Source organism: Actinophytocola sediminis (genome assembly GCF_054779715.1).
This window is the reverse complement of the sequence record NZ_BAAGXS010000007.1, coordinates 60265-76522: the sequence shown is the minus strand read 5'-3', so window position 1 is coordinate 76522 and position 16258 is coordinate 60265. Positions and strand designations below refer to the sequence as shown.

The following is a 16258-nucleotide window of genomic DNA, read 5'->3' as shown; positions in this document are numbered from 1 at the left end:
TCGAAGTCTTGGTCGCGTTGGGAACTGGAGCGGGCTGTTTGGGCACGTACTTGTGGCTGGGTTGCTTCACGTTCCCCTGAGGTGCGGTTGCGAAGGCCCTGATCTGACTCACAGTTGTTCGCTGAGGTGGCGGGGGTCATCGGGTCACCTCGACGGTGGTGTCGGCGAGGGTCAGGGTGCCGGTGTGGGTGGTGATCGTCTGGGTGCGGCCGGGGGACTGGCGGATGTTCAGGCGTAGGCCGCCGATCGGGTCGCCGGACTCGCCGGGGTCGGTGGTGCGCTCGCGTTGGGCCATGGCGTCGGTGAGCAGGCCGCACAGCGTGCTCAGCGCGTCGGGGGAGAGGGTGACCTGGTCGAGGCGGCCACTGGCGGCGGCCAGCTCGGCCAGGGCGTCGGCGTGTTTCGCGTCGGCCCGGCGGGCCTCGGCGAGCAACTGCTCCCGGCCGAGCGGGTCGTCGAGGATGCGGGAGGTACGCCCGCGCGCGCCCCGGTCTCCCCGGCCGCGCACGCTGACCGTCACGTCGATCACCGGCCCGTCGGCCCACGGGGTGCGCTCGTCGTCGCCGTCGTGCTCGGGGGCGGGCAGCAGGTTGCGCGCGGAGTAGAGCCCGAACGCCGCGGCCGCCAGGGTGTGCGCCTGGTCCGGGGTCGCCTCGTCGAACCACTTGGCCAGCTGGAGCAGTTCGGCCCGCCGCCCCGGTTCCGGCCCGCCGCCGGAGGTCGCGCGCTTCACGGTGGCCAGCAGTGTGCCGATCGCGCGGGCGGTGGCCTCCCGCAGCGCGGTGACCTGGCTCGGCCGCCCCGGCCGGTCGACGAACCAGTCGGTCAGCTCGATCCAGTCCTCCTGGCGGCGCCCCCGTGCCCGTTCGATGTCGGCGCCGAGCGCTTCCGGGGTCAGCAGCGCCAGCAGCCCGCGCACCGCCCCGGCGAACTCGGTCCTGGTGAGGATCTCGGCGATCGTCGGGGTGTGCCGCAGGACGTCCTCGACGACCTTCTGGATGTACTCGACGAGCAGGTTGCGGAACCCGGAGATCTCCTCGGCCATCAGGTGGTAGCGGGTGACGACCTGGCCGAGGTAGGCGTAGAAGTCGCGCACGGTCGCGGCCAGCTCGCCGTGCTGCAGGAACAGGGTGGTGACCTGCTCGGCGAGCCGTTCGGTCGCGCGCCTGGCGGCCGGCGCGCGCGGGTTCCGGCCGTGCTCGACGGTGGCCGTGGCCAGCCGCCGGAGCAGCTCGTCCAGCCCGTCGACGATGGCCGGCAGCAGCTCGCGGGAGACCTCGCGCGCGCCCTCCGCGGTGGCCAGCAGCTCGTCGGCGGCCCGCTGGACCCGCACCCCGAGCTTGCTGACCTGGTAGCGCACACTGCCGTGCTGGAACTCCGCGATGCTGGCGGCCACCACCTCGCGCCGCCCGGCGACCAGGTTGCCCCATTCGACGAGCTGCCTGAGCCGCACGATCACGGTCTCCACCCTGGCCTCACCCGGCGCGACCTCGCCCCGCCGCGCCGCCATGGCCAGCGCGGCGGTCACCTCTCCCGCGGACAGGTCGGCGAGCAGCGTCGAGGCGAACAACCGCATGATCGCCAGGTAGGTGCGCTGGTGCTCCCGCGCGTCCAGGTAGGCGTACAGCTTGAGCCGACGCGCCTCGTCCGTAGACATGGAACGCCACCCTACCGTCAGCTCAGGTCGGCCAGCAGCGACGACAGGGCCGACAGCGCGCCGCCGAAGGCGTTGGTGGTGCTCGCGCCGTAGCCGATGACCAGGCCGCCGGGCTCGTCGACCTGGCGCATCCACAACGGGCTCAGGCGTTCCAGCGCGAGCGAGTGCCGCCGGGTCATGGCCGGGACGCGGGACTCCTCGGCCATCGGCAGCCGCACCACCAGGTGCAGGCCGGCGGAGATGCCCTCCGGGGGCAGGTGCCGGGGGAGCGTGGCGACCAGCCGGTCGCGGCGCGCGCGGTACTCCAGGCGGGCGCGGCGGATGTGCCGGTCGTAGGCGCCCGAGCTGATCAGGTCGGCCAGGACCAGCTGCGGCAGGATCGGCGGGAAGACGCCGCCGGCGTCCACCGCCGCCACGACCGGGTCGACCAGGAAACGGGGGAGGACCAGCCAGGCCAGCCGCAACGACGGGGTGAGCGTCTTACTCACCGTGCCCGCGTAGACCACCCGTTCGGGGGCCAGCGCCTGGAGCGCGCCGACCTGCTGATGGTCGTAGCGGAACTCCCCGTCGTAGTCGTCCTCGATCACCACGGCGCCGGAGTTCACCAGCGCGGTGCGCCGGGTGGGGGCCATGGTGGTGCCGAGCGGGAACTGGTGGGCGGGCGTGACCACTACCGCCGGACTGTCCAGTTCGGACACGACGAGGCCGCCGCCGTCCATCCGGACACCGGTGACCTGTTGTCCGGTGGCGGCGGCGATGTCGCGGAAGTTGCCGAGCGATGGGTCCTCGAACGCGACCCGCTCGATGCCGACCGCGCGCAGCGCGTGCCCGAGCAGGCTGACGCCGTGGTTGAAGCCCGCACAGACCACGATCCGCGCCGGATCGACCACCACCCCTCTGGTGCGCCCGACGTAGGCGCTCAGAGTGGCGCGCAGCACCGAGGACCCCCGTGGCTCCCCGAAGTTGAAGATCTCGTTCGGGGCATGTTGCATCACCCGACGGGTGGCCGCCAGCCAGGCGGCTCTCGGGAACATCGACGGGTCCGGCCGCCCCGGTTGGAACGACCAGCGGTACGGCGGCGCGGGCGCGGCCAGCGGTGGCGCGGACATCGGCGACGCGCCCGCGGTCGCCACCCTGGTCGGCGCCCCCTGGCTGGTCGACAGGTAACCCTCGGCGGCCAGATCGGCGTACACCCTGGTCACCGTGCCGCGGGCGATGCCGAGGTCGTGCGCGAGCGCCCTGGTCGACGGCACCACCTCGCCCGGTTGCCAGCGGCCGTCGCGGATGGCGACGCGGATCGCCGCGGCCAGCCCGGCGCGGCCGGAGCCCGGTATCCAGCCCAGGTGGGCGTCCACCGAACTGGACCACGAATCCGCCACAGAACTGGACCATACCCGTGGACAGGTTGGCGCTAGCGTCGGTGACATGACAACCACGACGCACAACCAGCGAATCCAGATCCCGCAGGCCATCCCCGCCGCGTACCAGGCACTACAGTCGCTGGGCGGCGTGGTCACCAAGGCCGCGGCCGCCGCCGGGGTCGACAGGCTGCTGGTCGAGCTGGTGAAGATCAGAGCCTCCCAGCTCAACGGCTGCGCGTACTGCCTGGACATGCACTCCACCGACGCGCTGAAGGCGGGCGAGGACCCGCGCCGGATCTTCGTGCTCGACGCGTGGCGGGAGACCGAGCTGTTCTCCGACCAGGAGCGGGTGGCACTGGAGCTGACCGAGGTGGTGACCGAGCTGAGCGAGACCAACGGCGTGCCGGACGAGCTCTACGAGCGGGCGACCGCGGTGTTCACCGAGGACCAGTACAGCGCGGTCATGTGGCAGATCCTGATGATCAACTCGTGGAACCGGATCGTGATTCCCAGCCACTCGAAGCTGCCGAGCCGTTGATCGCCGCCCGATTGCGGGCCCTGCACGTTCCCGGGGATCCGCTGCTGCTGCCCAACGCCTGGGACGCGGCCTCCGCCCGGTTGGTGGCCAAGGCGGGTTTCCCGGTCGTGGCAACGGGTTCGGCGGCGATGGCGGCCGCGCTCGGCTACGCCGACGGGCACGGTACGCCGCCGGGGGAGATGTTCGCCGCCATCCGACGGCTGGCCGAGGCCGTGGACGTGCCGGTGACCGCGGACATCGAGGGCGGTTACGGCCTCGGGCCGGCTGAGCTGGCCGAGCGGCTGGCCGAGGCGGGTGCGGTCGGCTGCAACCTCGAGGACACCGCGCATCCGGGCGATGGCCTGGTGGCGGTGGCCGAGCAGGCCGACCGGGTCGCGGCGCTGCGCGCGGCGGACGGCGACCTGGTGATCAACGCGCGGGTCGACGTGTTCCTGCGGGCGGCCGACCAGCGGGCCGTGCTCGCGGAGGGGATCGAGCGGGCCAGGGCGTACCTGGCGGCGGGCGCGGACTGCGTCTACCCGATCCTGATCCGCGACGAGGAGGTGTTGGGGGAGTTCGTCGAGGCGGTGCGCCCGGCCGCGGTGAACGCGGCGTACCTGCCCGGCGGGCCGTCGCTGGCGGCGATGCGCGCGGCCGGCATGGCCAGGATCTCGCTCGGGCCGGGCCTGTTCCACCTCACCCAGAACTATCTGGAGAAGGTGCTCACCGGGCTCGCGGCCGGCAAGTCGCCGTACTGACCGGGCCGACGGTGGACCCGTGAGTCCACCGTCGGCGCGTGGTCGGCTCAGCTGACGCCCTCGGCCAGCTCGATCACCTGCTCCTTGGTGAAACCGGCCGGGATCTGGAGCTGGAAGGCCCGGCCGTCGGGCAGCGGGGCCTGCAGCATCCACCGGTCGTCGGCCAGGTGGACGAGCTCGCCCGGCCGGCCGTTGACCGACACCGGCTCGGTCGGCAGCGGGCCGCCCTCGATGGCCTCGCCGTAGTTCGGCACGAGGCCGAGCATGGTGCTCACGTGGAGCTCCCGGTCCGGGGCGCGCGGATCCCGCAACGAGGTGACCGCCCCGTCGCCGTCGGGCCCGGCGCCCTTGAAGGCGTACAGCTCCCACCCGGCCGGGGCCACGCTGATGTCCAGGCTCAACCGGTCGTCGGAGTCGACCAGGGTGTCGGCCAGCGCGCGCACGGTCTGCTCGTCGGCGAAGTCACCCATGCCGGTGAGCGTGATCCACTGACCGGGTGACCGCTCCCAGCTGAGCGACACCGAGTGGAACTCCGGCTCCTCCTGGTCGAACCGCTCGACCACGGCCGGCTTGCCGGCGTAGGTGGTGTCCTGACCCTGTTCGATGTTCGGCTTGTGCTGGAGGGTCTTGACGGAGATGTCGGACGGGTCGGCGACGGGGCCGTCGTCGGCGTGGTACACCGCCGCGATCCAGCCGGGCTCCGCGGTGAAGCCCGGCTCGCTCACCCCGTCCGGGACGGGGCGCAGCTCCGGCGGCAGCGCCGGCATGTCGAACCTGACCAGCACCGGTGGCCCGCCGGCTGCCGGTGGGGTCGGCGCGCCGGTGTCGCCGGTGCCGGTCATGACGACGCCCGCGGCGATGGCGGCCACCGCGGCCGCGGTGGCGATGATCGCCGCCCGACGCCGCAGCCGGAGACGGGCCGGTCGGCCGGGCGCCTGGTCCGGCGTGGCGTCGGGGGTGGCCTGGATCTCGGCCATCAGGTCGGCACGTGCCTTGGCCAGCACGTCCTCGGACAACGGGGTCGGCTCCGGGCCGTGCTCACGGAGCATGGTGAACTCGTTCATGCGGTCTCCTCGTCGATCTGCCAGCGGTCGGTGAGCCGGGCGCGGACCTTGCCGCGGGCCCGGTGCAGCCGGGACCGGACGGTGCCGATCGGCACCCCCAGCGCCGAGGCGATCTCGGCGTAGGACAGCTGCGGGTAGGTCCACAGCAGCAACACCTCGAGCTCCTCGCGCGGCAGTGCGACCAGCGCGTCGGCCAACTCACCCCGCAACGCCTGCGCGTCGACCCGCCCGGCCACCTCACCCAGCTCGGTCGACGACTCCACGTGCCCGGCCGCGCGGGCGAAGGCCCGGTACCGCCGCTCCTCGTCGCGGGCATGCCGGCGCACCAGGTTGGTGGCGATGCCGAACAGCCACGCCCGCACCGGCGCGACCCCCGGGACGTAGCCGGCGCGGCCCCGGAACGCCAGCAGGAACGTCTCGCTCACCAGGTCGTCGGCCAGCGCGCCGACCCGGCGGGACAGGTAGCCGTGCACGACCGGCGCGTACCGGTCGAAGATCACCGCGAACCGTTCCGGCGCGGCCAGCGACTCGTCGAGCAGGCGTTCGTCGGTGACATCGGGAGGTGGCTCCGTCCGCGGCACGGGCCCAGCGGGTTGTCGCATGGTCATACTCCCTGTTGCCCGAAGCCGCGATCCGGTTCCTGGTATTCCACGCGCCGACATCGAAAAGATCAATTACCGCGACAACCCGGGCGCCGGCTCCCCGCGTCATTAAGCGCGGCAGCAGCGGTGGCCGGTAAGGCGTCACCGCGTGTGGTCTGGAGTGTGGATGAGACACAGACGGGCAAGGACAGGCCTGCTCGTGGCGGTCGTGGCCGCTGGTGCGGCCGCTGGTGTGGTCGCGCCGGCGGCCGAGGCGGTGCCGGGTTCGGGTGGTTCGCCCGGCGCCGCGCCGGTCGGTCCGACGGTCACGTTGCTCACCGGGGACACGGTGACCGTCGGTGGGCCCCGGGGTGCGGAGGTGCGGGCCGGCGATGGCCGGGCGCACGTCACGTTCTTCACCGAGCAGGACGAGCGCGGCGATGTGCACGTCGTGCCGGAGGACGCGGTCTCCTTACTGGGACAGGGAAAGCTCGACCCCCGCCTGTTCAACGTCACCGAGCTGGCCCGCTCGGGGTACGCCGGCCGGTCCCGGCTGCCGCTGATCGTCGACTATGCCGGACCGACGCCGCGCAGTGCGGCCGCCAGGGTCAGCCGGGAGCTGCCCGTCGTCGGCGCGACGGCGGTCTCGGTCGAGCGTTCCGGCGCGTACTGGCCGACCGCGCGAAAAGCCGAGCACATCTGGCTCGACGGCCGGGTCGAGGCCGCCCTGGAACACTCGGTGCCCCAGATCGGCGCGCCCGAGGCCTGGCAGGCCGGGCACACCGGCGCCGGGGCGACGGTCGCGGTGCTCGACACCGGCGTCGACGTCACGCACCCCGACCTGACCGACGCCGTCGTGGACGCGCGGAACTTCACCGACAGCGACACCACCGACGACCGCAACGGACACGGCACGCACCTCGCCTCGACCATCACCGGCAACGGCGACCGGCATCAGGGCGTCGCGCCGGATGCCAAGCTGCTCAACGGAAAGGTGCTCGACGACTGGGGGTTCGGCTTCGAGTCCTGGATCATCGCCGGCATGGAGTGGGCCACCGCCAGCGGTGCCGACGTGGTCAACCTGAGCATCGGCGGCGCCCTTCCCGGCGACGGCAAGGATCCGATGTCCCAGGCGGTCAACCGGCTCACCGAACAGACCGGGACCCTGTTTGTGATCGCCGCCGGCAACTCGGGGCCGACCGTCGGCTGGGTCGACTCGCCCGGTGCCGCGGAGGCCGCGCTGACCGTCGGCGCGGTCGACCGGAACGACGGACTGGCCGGGTTCTCCAGCCGTGGTCCTCGGGCGGGTGACAGCGGGATCAAACCGGACATCACCGCGCCCGGCGTGGACATCGTCGCGGCCAGGGCGACGAACGGCCAGGCCGGCGAACCGGGGGAGCGCTATGTCGCGATGTCCGGCACGTCGATGGCCACCCCGCACGTCGCCGGCGCGGCGGCGATCCTGGCCGCCCAGCATCCGGAGTGGACCGCCGAGCAGCTGAAGCCGGCGCTCATGGGCAGCGCGCGGCCAACCGACGGGCTCTCGGTGTTCGAGCAGGGCGCCGGCCGGGTCGACCTGGCCAAGGCGGCGACGACGACCGTGTTGGCCACGCGGGCGAACCTCAGCTTCGGCCTGGCCGCGTGGCCGCGCACCGACGACCAGCCGATCGCCAGGACGCTCACCTACACCAACACCGGCGATGCGCCGGTCTCCCTCGACCTCACGTCCAGAATCACCGCCCAGGACGGATCCCCGGCACCGCAGGGGATGTTCACCATCGCGCCCACCCGGCTGACCGTGCCGGCCGGCGGCGAGGCGAGCGCGACCGTCACCGCCGATACCACTGTGGACGGACCGGACGGTGTCTTCGAGGGGGTGGTCGTCGCCACCGGTGACGGCACGTCCGTGCGGACGCCGATCGCGGTGAACCGGGAGATCGAGAGCTACAACGTCACGCTGCGGGGCATCGACCACAGCGGCGCGCCGTCGGACAACTACCGCTACCGGTTCGTGCCGGTCGCCGAGCCGGACAAGTACCACCCCTTCGTGTACAAGCCCTTCGATGACGTGGCCGGCGAGGTGACCGTGCGGCTGCCGCGCGGTGAGTACTCGTACAACGCCGTCGTCCAGCAACTGGTCGGCGAGGACCGCCGCAACGCGGTGTTCGCCGAGCCGGCGTTCGTGGTCACCGAGGACACCGAGTTGGTCTTCGACGCGCGGGAGACCAGGCCGGCCGACTTCACGGTGGACAACCCCACCGCGGCGCCGGTCTTCGGGTTCTTCAGGCTGGCTCGGGAGAACTCCTGGGGTTCGCTGCCCGCGGACGTCTCCTGGCCGCCGGACGGCTCGACGACCCTGAAACCGTCGACCACCCGAAGCGATGACTACACGTTCTGGGCGGAAGCCCTGTTGCAGAAGTGGGACGGCGAGTCGTTCGACCCCACCGCGTACGCCTACCGCGTGCGGCACACCGACAACGCCGTGCCGCAGAACCTGAAGTGGCACTTCCTGACCAAGGACCTCGCGAAGGTACGCAACGAGTACGCGGCCACCGTGCCCGGCAGTATCGGCGGGAACCAGTACGGCGATTTCGGTCCCCTGCCGAGTACGCTGATCGAGTACTACACGCCGGACGTGCCATGGGCAGTCGGGTTCTACGGCGAGCGCGTGCTCGGCCAGGACGGCGAGCGGGTCACGGTGTCGTCGGTCAGCCAACAAGACCCGATGACGTTCCGGCGCGGTCGTACCACCACTGTCCGCTGGGGAGTCGGGGTGTTCGGGCCATCGCTGTCGGGCGAGCTCGGCATCAGCAGCGCGGGCCGATTCGAGGACACGATGTGGTTCACCCTGCCGATGGCGGTCGATCAGGGCCGAGGCCGACTGGGGTACAGCGCGGGTGAGGGCACCACGACACTCCTCCGTGATGGTGAGGTCATCGCCGAATCGTCGGAGTGGGCCGGACCGTACGCCATCGACCCGGTCGCGGTGGGGTCAGAGCGTGCGGAGTACACGGTGCGCGCGTCCTTCGACCGTTCGGCGTTCGCCGCACTGTCCACAAAGATCAGTTCGGAGTGGACGTTCTTCTCGGCACACGACGCGGACACGGTCGCCCTACCGCTGATCACGTTGCGCTACGCGCCGAACCTGGACCAGCACAACACCACGCCCGCCGGCCAACGGTTCACGATCCCGATGTACGTAGAGCGCAACGGAAGCGACGACGCCGCGCGGGTAAGCCGCCCAACGGTCGAGGTGTCCTTCGACGACGGCACGACCTGGCAACAGGCGCCGGTGGCCCCGGCAGGCGATGACTGGCAGGTCACCGTCGACCACCCGGCCGGCGCGGAGTTCGTGTCCCTGCGTTCATCCGTCACCGACGACGACGGCAGCACCCAACACCAGACGATCATCAGGGCCTACGCACTGCGGTGATCCAGTCCCATGGGTGGCACGCACAGCAGGTGCGTGCCACCCATGGCCGGGTTAACGCCGCTTGATCTTCGGCATGACTCAACCGCGCTCCTCTTTCCTGGCGCCGAGAATCAGGGGTAGGTTGCCGTGCTGTTCACGTCGATCAGCGCGGGCTCGCAGACCGTTCGCCACGTCGGCGACTCGCGTTGCCAGTGCTCGCTCATCGTCGGTTCTCAGGGGTTCGGCACGGCCGGCATCGGTGTCCAGGAAGCGCAGGACATAGCGGCCGAGTTGGTTGTTGACGCTCGTCACTTCAGCCATGAGCCTGCTGTCCAGGTGGGCCGGCTCATCAGGTGGTGGGATGGTCGTCATCAAGGGCCTCAGGCGTCCGGGGCGTGCAGTCTCGGCATGTCCGCCTTGGGGTCGTCCGGAATCGGGAGCGCCAGCAACTCGTTGGCCAACTGGACGAATCGCTCCAGCGCCACACGCTCGAACAGCATGTTCGTTCCATCGTCGGGATTGCCGAACATGAGATGGATGTCGTGGTCACCGGTGAACTCGCCCCGCATGCGGCAGTTGTCCGGGATGTCGAGCCACACCGACTTCTCCGGCGCGTTGGGGATCATGGGGGTTTCTCCTATCCTCAGGTAGGGTGGTAAATCAACAGGGGTGATCATACGTAAATTGCTACGTAGAAACATACCTCGGTCGGGTGAAGGTCTCCGCACCATGGCGACGCAGGGCAGACTTGACGCCGCACGCCATGGATGACTGGTTCGAGGAGGTTCAGACGCGTGGCAGATCGCGACGATCCGTCAGCCGTTCGCTGGCTGGTGGGCGTGGAGTTGGCCCGTTTCCGGGAGCAGAGTGGCCGCAAGATCGGCGAAGCCGCCAAGGCCATCAGGTGCTCGCCCGGCAAGATCGGGCACATGGAAAGCGGGCGCAATCAGCAGCAACCTGGTGAGGTTCGTGACCTGCTTCGCTTCTATGGTGCTGACCAGGCCGACATCGATCGCCTGTCGTCGCTCGCCGGCAGCGCCGGCGAACAGACCTGGTGGGCGGCCTGGACCGACGTCGTACCGGACTGGCTCAAGACGTTCGTCGGTCTGGAAGGTTTGGCTGCGCAGTCGTCGATCTACGCCCCGCTGGTCTTCCCGGCCCTTCTCCAGAGTGAGGCCTATGCGCTCGGCCTCACTGCCGGTCACATCCGCGTCCGGCCCGACCACAACGAGCGCACGGTCAGGCTGCGGATGGAGCGGCAACGCCGGCTGTTCGTGGATGAACGCCCACTGCGGCTCACGGTGATGATCGAGGAAATGTTGCTTGATCGGCCGGTAGGTGGCCAGGACGTCCTCCGCGGTCAGTTGAAGCACGTCTTGGACCTGGTTGAACATGAGAACGTCGAGGTCAGAGTGCTTCCTGCCGGGGTGGGCTACCACGAGGCGCTGATCGGGCCGTTCACCGTGCTGGACTTCGCCGAAGCGCAGAGCATCGCCTATGTCGAGCTGGTCAACGGCGCCGTTTACGTCCAGGATCAAGATCAGGTGAACGGGTACAATCGAACTGTCGACCGGCTGCGTGAGGTTGCGCTGTCGCCGGAGGAGAGTGCGGAAGTCATCCGCTCACGTCTTACGACTTAGACCCGATCACGGAGGAAGCCCATGTCCACCACAGACCGCCGCGACGGGTGGCGGAAGTCGTCGTTCTCGGACCAGGGCAACGGCTGCGTCGAGATCGCCTGCACGCTGGGTGCGGTGCGCGATTCCAAGAACCCGAACGGGCCGCGGCTCTCTCTGGACGTTCGGTCGTTGGTGACCACGGCCAAAGGCGGGCCCTTCCAGGGGTAGTCCGCGAAAGCGCTGACGCACACCGTGCGGTAAGCCATATGCCTGACGTCAACTGCCGCGTACCAGCATGAGCCGCTGGCTATGGCTCGGCATTGCCGCGCTGTCACTGCTCTGGGGTGGCGCCTATCTCGTGATCGAGGTAGCGCTGCGTGGCTTCCCGCCGGTGCTGGTGGTGTTGGGCCGGGTCACCGTGGCCGCGTTGGTCCTGCTGCCGTTCGCGGTGAAGCGGGGGGTGCTGCCCGCCCTCAGGCGACAACCAGGCTGGGTACTGGTGACCGTGCTGCTCCAGGCCACGGTGCCGCTCCTGCTGCTCACCCTTGGGCAGCACCAGCTGTCGCCGGGGCTCGCGGGCATCATCATCGGGGCGCAGCCGCTGTTCGTGGCACTGCTGGCGCTCAGGTTCGACCCTGGCGAACGCCCTCAGGGTGTCCTCGGACTCTTCGGTCTGCTGCTTGGCTTCGCCGGACTGGTGCTGTTGTTCGGGGTGGACCTGAGTGGCGGCGCTCGGGCGTTGTTCGGCGGCATGATGCTGGTTGGTTCGGCATTCTGTTATGCGAGCGGTGCGCTGCTCATTCACCACAAGCTGACCTTCGCCGAACCTCTGGGCATCGCTACCGTCGCCATGCTGGTGTCGGTGGTCGTTCTGCTCGTTCCGGGAGTTCTGGCGGTGCCGGATGTCAACCCGAGTTGGACGAGCGGTCTGGCCCTGCTGGCATTGGGCATTGTCTTCACCGGCGTGACGTTGAGCCTGAACTACTCCCTGATCAAACGCGCCGGGCCCGCGCGGGCAACCCTGTCCTTCTACCTGTCGCCCGGCGTGGCCGTGGTGTTGAGCTGGCTTCTGCTCGGCGAACACATTTCGTGGAGTACCGGTCTCGGGTTGGTCGCCATCGTCGCCGGTTCGGTGCTGGCGGCGAACCGAGTGCGGGCGGTGTAGGCGCGGTGTAAACGTGCCAGCGGCTCGTCACCTGGGGGAGAGGTGCGCATGCGGGTCGGGAACAGTCCGTTGTTGTCGTGCCGCTGATAGGGAACAGGTTAGAACCGGTTCAGGATGGTGGCGAGGTGGTGGATGCCTTCCTCGATCTGCTGGGGTGTGAGTCTGCTGTAGCCCAGCACGAGGGCTGAGGGCCGGTCGTGCGCCGGGCTGGTCCGGTAGTGGTCCAGGGGCTGGACGAGGAGGCCGTGCCGGGCGGCGGTAGTGGCGAGGTGGGGCGCGTCGGTGCCGGCTGGCAGCCGGACCAGGACATGCAGGCCTGCGGAGATGCCGGTCGCGCGGCAGGTGGGTAGCCGCTGGCGCAGTGCCGTGATGAGTGTGTCGCGGCGCTGGCGGTAACTGCGGCGGGTGCGCCGCAGGTGCCGGTCGAGGTCGCCGCGCTGGATGAACTCGGCGGCGGTGGCCTGGATGATCGAGGAGGTGCAGCGGTCGCCGTGCGCGCGGGCCGCGACCAGCTCGTCGCGTAACGCCGGGGGGACGACCAGCCAGCCGAGCCGCAACGCGGGGGCCAGGCTCTTGGACAGGCTGCCGACGTGGATGACGTGGTTGGGTGCGACCCCCTGGAGGGCGCCGACGGGTTGGCGGTCGTAGCGGTACTCGGCGTCGTAGTCGTCCTCGATGATGTATCCGTGGTTGGTGCGGGCCCAGTCGACCAGGCTGATCCGTCGGCTGGGGGAGAGCACCACGCCGGTCGGGTACTGGTGGGCGGGCGTGGTGAGCACCGCGCCCACGTCCGGCGCGGTCAGCCGGTCCACCCGCAGCCCCTCGTCGTCGACCTCGACGGGATGGCACCTGGCGCCGGCCCACTCGATCTGCTCGCGCCAGTTCGGGTGGCCGGGGTTCTCCACAGCGATGCCCCGCCCGGCGAGCACCCGGGCCAGCAGGCTCAACCCGTGCGAGAAGCCGTTGCACACCACGATGTCGTCCGGTCCGCACGACACACCCCGGACCCTGCCAAGGTAGTCGGCCAGCGTCTCGCGCAACGACGCGAGACCGGCCGGGGCCCCGTAGCCCAGCTCCAGGTCGGGCAGGGACCGCATCGCCGCGCTGGTCGCCCTGGACCACGCCGCATGGGGGAACAGGCCGACGTCCGGGGCGCCAGGGCGGAAGTCGTAGCGGACCCCGGCCGGCGGTGTGCGGTGGCGCGGTGACCCCTCGGGCACGGTGATCGCGTTGACGACGGTCCCCCAACCCTGTCGCGAGGTCAGGTAGCCCTCGGCGGCGAGCTGGTCGTAAGCCGCGACCACGACACCACGGGTGATCCGCAGGTCAGCGGCCAGTGCTCGAGAGGAGGGCAGCCGGGTGCCGGCGCGGAGCCGGCCCACCCTGATAGCGCCACGCAGGCCGTTCTCGAGTTGGGCGCGCAGGCCGCGAGGGCGGGAGCGGTCGAGCTCCACGAACAGCTCTGCCGAACTGGTACTCATAACTCATCCGGAGTTGGTACTGCTATCGGATCCACTCTAGCCATACCGTCGGGGGCCACAGCACCGATGGAAGGACAGCCATGACGTTCGTGCGCCGGCCACCACCCACACCGAACGCCGTCTCGCCGGCGGTTGACCGGTGAACGGCCACGTGCACGACACCGAACCGCCGACCACGGCGGGAAAGGTCCACTGGGGTTTCGCGATGTCCCTGGACGGATTCGTGGCGGGACCCGACCACGACATGGCGTGGATGAGCGGTTTCTCGGTGCGGTCCGGCATGATCGAGGAGTACATCGAGAACACTGGCGCCGTACTGGCGGGCCGCGCCGGTTTCGACAGTGGCATCGGCGAGTCCCGGCCGTGGGGCGGTAGGTGGCAGGGGCCGATCTTCGTCCTGACCCACCACCCCGAGGACGCGCGGCCCACCCCGGACATCACGTTCCTGTCCTGCCCCGTGGCGGAAGCGGTGCGCATCGGGCTCGAGGCGGCCGGTGGCCGGAACCTCAGCGTCTTCTCGCCCACCATCGGCGCTCAGCTGCTCGAACTGGGACTGATCGACGAGGTCGACATACACCTCCTGCCGGTCCTGCTCGGCGAGGGCATCCGGCTGTACCACAACCCCGGCAAAACCCCGGTCCGCCTCCACCGGCTCGACGTCGCCGACCCCACCTTGGCCGCCCGCGTTCGGTACCGGCCCATCACGACCGCGGCTGAGTAGGGGGCGGGCGGCGGTTTCGGGTCAGTTCGCTGGGTCCGTCACGGCGCCAGGATCAGGCGGATCGGGTTGCCCTGCTTGGTTTGCAACGCTTCCACGGCGGTCGCCGCGTCGGCGAGGGGGATCGTGTCCGAGATCGACCGGCTGAGGTCCAGGCGGTGGTGGCGGGTCAGCTCGACCAGCTGCTCGACCGCCCCCGGTGCCGACCCGTAGTGGCCGAGGATCCGCTGGCCTCGGAAGCTCAACGCGATGCTGTTCTCCACCGTCAGCGGCGTCGGGGTCAGGCCGACCAACACCAGCCGGCCGCCGGGGCCCAGACACTTCACGGCCTGGTCGCGTACCGCCGCCACGCCGGCCATGTCGTACGCGACGTCCAACCCGCCGCCGGTCAGCTCGGTCACCGCCGCCCGTAGCGACGGGTCCGCCGGGTCGAACGCGGCGTCCGCGCCGAACGCCAACGCGCGCTCCCTGGCCGCGGGCAACGGATCGACGGCCACGATCGGGGCCGCACCGATCAGGCGTAGCAACTGCACAGCGTGCACACCGAGGCCGCCGATGCCCCACACGCCCGCAGGCTTGGCCGGGGCCGCCCGGCCGGTGTCGGTCACCGCCCCCCACGGCGTGGAGACCGCGTCGGGCACGATCGCCGCCTGGTCGAACGGGAGGTCGTCCGGGATCGCCACCAGGGTGTGCTGGCTGGCCAGCGCGTACTCCGCCCAGCCGCCGTCGTAGTCGACGCCCCGGGTGCGCACGGCCAGGCACGGGTCGCGGAACCGCAGGCAGTTCTGGCAGGCCGCGCACCGCTCGCCGGCCTGCAGGGTGACGCGGTCGCCGACCTGCCAGCCTCCGACGTCTGGCCCGATCGTGTCGATCTCGCCGGCGACTTCGTGGCCGAGGGTGACTTCGGGGGCGTCCAAGAAGATCGGGCTGAGGCTGCCGTCGATCAGGTGCACGTCCGACAGGCACACGCCGGCCGCGCGCACCCTGATCCGCACCTCACCCGGCCCAGGCGAAGGCTCCGGCACCTCGCGTACGACGAACTTCCTGCTCGTGAGCTCCAACCGTCCGGCCAGCATGGTGGCGTCCTCCATCGGTCGCGCGGGCAGGTCTCCGCCAACCATGCCACGGCCGGTCGATCAGCGGCCGTAACGGATGCCGAACCGGCCGGCCAGGTTGGTGATCGTCACCGAGCGGACCGCGGCGGTGATCATCAGCAGCACGCCGAGGTTCTCGCCGAGCTCCTCCGCGTGCAGCACCAGCACGTAGATCGGGCCGCTCTCGCCCTGCGCGACGAGCAGGCCCTGCACGAACTCCATGCCCATCGCCGAGCCGAGCAGCAGCGCCAGCCCGCCGATCATGCACCACCTGGTCACCCCGGACAGCCGCCAGGCCAACAGGCCCAGCGCCACCACGATCACCAGGCCGGCGATGATCCCCGGCACCAGCCAGTACCCGGGGAACTTCTCGAAGGTCACCCAGTCCTTGCCGATCCGCTCCAGGCGCTCGTGCAGGGACGTGTGGTCATCCAGCGACAGCCCGCCGAGCACCGCCGCGCTGACGAACCACGCCCAGGCGCCCCGGATCCCGGCAGCCACCGCCAGCGCACCGGCCACCGCGTGGCTCACCGCGGCCAGCACCAGCAGCGCGACGCTCCACCACGTCGGCAGGTTGCCCTCGGAGAACACGTCGAAATAGACCCGGATCTCGCCGCGCTCGGTGGTCAGCGGGTGGTCGATGAGCGCGGGGATGGCCATGCTCAACACGTTCAGCAGCACGGTGACGCCCAGCACCCACCAGGCCAGCTTGCGCAGCCGGACGACCCGCTCGCCGACCGCCGGGATCAGCTCGGTGCGCGGTTCGTCCGCGCGTCTGTCGTCGTGCTGCACATCGTCGACGCCGGTAACCATGGCCGCCACCCCCATATT

16 protein-coding genes are annotated in these 16258 nt (G+C 70.6%); 7 read left to right on the top strand and 9 right to left on the bottom strand.

Features of this window, described 5'->3' with window-relative positions:
- Positions 1-136: 136 nt before the first annotated feature.
- The gene (locus tag ACYVIP_RS04290; RefSeq protein WP_460392192.1) at positions 137-1657 is read right to left on the bottom strand and encodes a TIGR02677 family protein; all 1521 of its coding nucleotides are present in this window, start codon (positions 1655-1657) and stop codon (positions 137-139) included.
- Positions 1658-1674: 17 nt separating this feature from the next.
- Complete coding sequence (pdxR, locus tag ACYVIP_RS04285; protein WP_460392190.1) at positions 1675-3036, bottom strand: MocR-like pyridoxine biosynthesis transcription factor PdxR; 1362 nt, start codon at positions 3034-3036, stop codon at positions 1675-1677.
- Positions 3037-3082: 46 nt separating this feature from the next.
- On the opposite strand from pdxR (ACYVIP_RS04285), the gene ACYVIP_RS04280 reads away from it, so the two are divergent.
- Both ACYVIP_RS04280 and ACYVIP_RS04275 read left to right on the top strand, forming a co-directional pair.
- Positions 3083-3556, top strand: a complete 474-nt coding sequence (locus tag ACYVIP_RS04280) for a carboxymuconolactone decarboxylase family protein (RefSeq protein WP_460392188.1) — start codon at positions 3083-3085, stop codon at positions 3554-3556.
- On the top strand, positions 3553-4293 hold the full coding sequence (locus ACYVIP_RS04275) for an isocitrate lyase/PEP mutase family protein (protein WP_460392186.1): 741 nt from the start codon (positions 3553-3555) through the stop codon (positions 4291-4293). The genes ACYVIP_RS04280 and ACYVIP_RS04275 overlap by 4 nt, the downstream gene beginning before the upstream one ends.
- A gap of 47 nt (positions 4294-4340) precedes the next feature.
- Here ACYVIP_RS04275 and ACYVIP_RS04270 read toward each other — a convergent pair whose 3' ends face one another.
- The gene (locus ACYVIP_RS04270) at positions 4341-5357 is read right to left on the bottom strand and encodes a hypothetical protein (protein ID WP_460392184.1); all 1017 of its coding nucleotides are present in this window, start codon (positions 5355-5357) and stop codon (positions 4341-4343) included.
- The gene (locus ACYVIP_RS04265; RefSeq protein WP_460392182.1) at positions 5354-5959 is read right to left on the bottom strand and encodes an RNA polymerase sigma factor; all 606 of its coding nucleotides are present in this window, start codon (positions 5957-5959) and stop codon (positions 5354-5356) included. Before ACYVIP_RS04265 ends, ACYVIP_RS04270 begins: the two co-directional genes overlap by 4 nt.
- Before the next feature lie 166 nt (positions 5960-6125).
- On the opposite strand from ACYVIP_RS04265, the gene ACYVIP_RS04260 reads away from it, so the two are divergent.
- Positions 6126-9371 carry a S8 family peptidase gene (locus tag ACYVIP_RS04260; protein ID WP_460392180.1) on the top strand — a complete coding sequence of 1082 codons (3246 nt, stop codon included), beginning with the start codon at positions 6126-6128 and terminating at the stop codon, positions 9369-9371.
- Positions 9372-9449: 78 nt separating this feature from the next.
- On the opposite strand, the gene ACYVIP_RS04255 is transcribed toward ACYVIP_RS04260, so the two are convergent.
- A complete protein-coding gene (locus tag ACYVIP_RS04255) occupies positions 9450-9671 on the bottom strand; it encodes a hypothetical protein (RefSeq protein ID WP_460392178.1) in 222 nt (73 codons plus the stop codon).
- Between the two features lie 59 nt (positions 9672-9730).
- Positions 9731-9976 (bottom strand): hypothetical protein, encoded by a 246-nt coding sequence (locus tag ACYVIP_RS04250; RefSeq protein ID WP_460392176.1) that lies wholly within the window; start codon positions 9974-9976, stop codon positions 9731-9733.
- Positions 9977-10144: 168 nt separating this feature from the next.
- Here ACYVIP_RS04250 and ACYVIP_RS04245 point away from each other — a divergent pair, with 168 nt between their 5' ends.
- From ACYVIP_RS04245 to ACYVIP_RS04235, 3 genes are all read left to right on the top strand, one after another.
- Positions 10145-10990: a helix-turn-helix domain-containing protein gene (locus tag ACYVIP_RS04245; RefSeq protein ID WP_460392174.1), complete on the top strand. Its 846-nt coding sequence runs from the start codon at positions 10145-10147 to the stop codon at positions 10988-10990.
- 21 nt (positions 10991-11011) lie between these two features.
- A complete protein-coding gene (locus ACYVIP_RS04240) occupies positions 11012-11197 on the top strand; it encodes a DUF397 domain-containing protein (protein ID WP_460392172.1) in 186 nt (61 codons plus the stop codon).
- Between the two features lie 67 nt (positions 11198-11264).
- A complete protein-coding gene (locus ACYVIP_RS04235) occupies positions 11265-12134 on the top strand; it encodes a DMT family transporter (protein WP_460392170.1) in 870 nt (289 codons plus the stop codon).
- A 98-nt stretch (positions 12135-12232) separates the two neighbouring features.
- Here the strand turns inward: ACYVIP_RS04235 and pdxR (ACYVIP_RS04230) are convergent, their stop codons facing one another.
- A complete protein-coding gene (gene pdxR / locus ACYVIP_RS04230) occupies positions 12233-13615 on the bottom strand; it encodes a MocR-like pyridoxine biosynthesis transcription factor PdxR (RefSeq protein WP_460392168.1) in 1383 nt (460 codons plus the stop codon).
- A 139-nt stretch (positions 13616-13754) separates the two neighbouring features.
- Here pdxR (ACYVIP_RS04230) and ACYVIP_RS04225 point away from each other — a divergent pair, with 139 nt between their 5' ends.
- Positions 13755-14336: a dihydrofolate reductase family protein gene (locus tag ACYVIP_RS04225; RefSeq protein WP_460392166.1), complete on the top strand. Its 582-nt coding sequence runs from the start codon at positions 13755-13757 to the stop codon at positions 14334-14336.
- A 38-nt stretch (positions 14337-14374) separates the two neighbouring features.
- On the opposite strand, the gene ACYVIP_RS04220 is transcribed toward ACYVIP_RS04225, so the two are convergent.
- A complete protein-coding gene (locus tag ACYVIP_RS04220; RefSeq protein WP_460392164.1) occupies positions 14375-15454 on the bottom strand; it encodes a zinc-binding dehydrogenase in 1080 nt (359 codons plus the stop codon).
- A 15-nt stretch (positions 15455-15469) separates the two neighbouring features.
- Positions 15470-16240: a hypothetical protein gene (locus ACYVIP_RS04215; RefSeq protein ID WP_460392162.1), complete on the bottom strand. Its 771-nt coding sequence runs from the start codon at positions 16238-16240 to the stop codon at positions 15470-15472.
- Between the last annotated feature and the right edge of the window lie 18 nt (positions 16241-16258).

Bases quoted from the DNA above. Each gene is read 5' to 3' on its own strand.
- ACYVIP_RS04270 (WP_460392184.1), bottom strand. From the start codon at position 5,357: ATGAACGAGTTCACCATGCTCCGTGAGCACGGCCCGGAGCCGACCCCG.
- ACYVIP_RS04250 (WP_460392176.1), bottom strand. From the start codon at position 9,976: ATGATCCCCAACGCGCCGGAGAAGTCGGTGTGGCTCGACATCCCGGAC.
- ACYVIP_RS04290 (WP_460392192.1), bottom strand. From the start codon at position 1,657: ATGTCTACGGACGAGGCGCGTCGGCTCAAGCTGTACGCCTACCTGGAC.
- ACYVIP_RS04255 (WP_460392178.1), bottom strand. From the start codon at position 9,671: ATGGCTGAAGTGACGAGCGTCAACAACCAACTCGGCCGCTATGTCCTG.
- pdxR (WP_460392168.1), bottom strand. From the start codon at position 13,615: ATGAGTACCAGTTCGGCAGAGCTGTTCGTGGAGCTCGACCGCTCCCGC.
- ACYVIP_RS04240 (WP_460392172.1), top strand. From the start codon at position 11,012: ATGTCCACCACAGACCGCCGCGACGGGTGGCGGAAGTCGTCGTTCTCG.
- ACYVIP_RS04260 (WP_460392180.1), top strand. From the start codon at position 6,126: ATGAGACACAGACGGGCAAGGACAGGCCTGCTCGTGGCGGTCGTGGCC.
- ACYVIP_RS04280 (WP_460392188.1), top strand. From the start codon at position 3,083: ATGACAACCACGACGCACAACCAGCGAATCCAGATCCCGCAGGCCATC.
- ACYVIP_RS04235 (WP_460392170.1), top strand. From the start codon at position 11,265: ATGAGCCGCTGGCTATGGCTCGGCATTGCCGCGCTGTCACTGCTCTGG.
- ACYVIP_RS04265 (WP_460392182.1), bottom strand. From the start codon at position 5,959: ATGCGACAACCCGCTGGGCCCGTGCCGCGGACGGAGCCACCTCCCGAT.
- ACYVIP_RS04215 (WP_460392162.1), bottom strand. From the start codon at position 16,240: ATGGTTACCGGCGTCGACGATGTGCAGCACGACGACAGACGCGCGGAC.
- ACYVIP_RS04220 (WP_460392164.1), bottom strand. From the start codon at position 15,454: ATGGTTGGCGGAGACCTGCCCGCGCGACCGATGGAGGACGCCACCATG.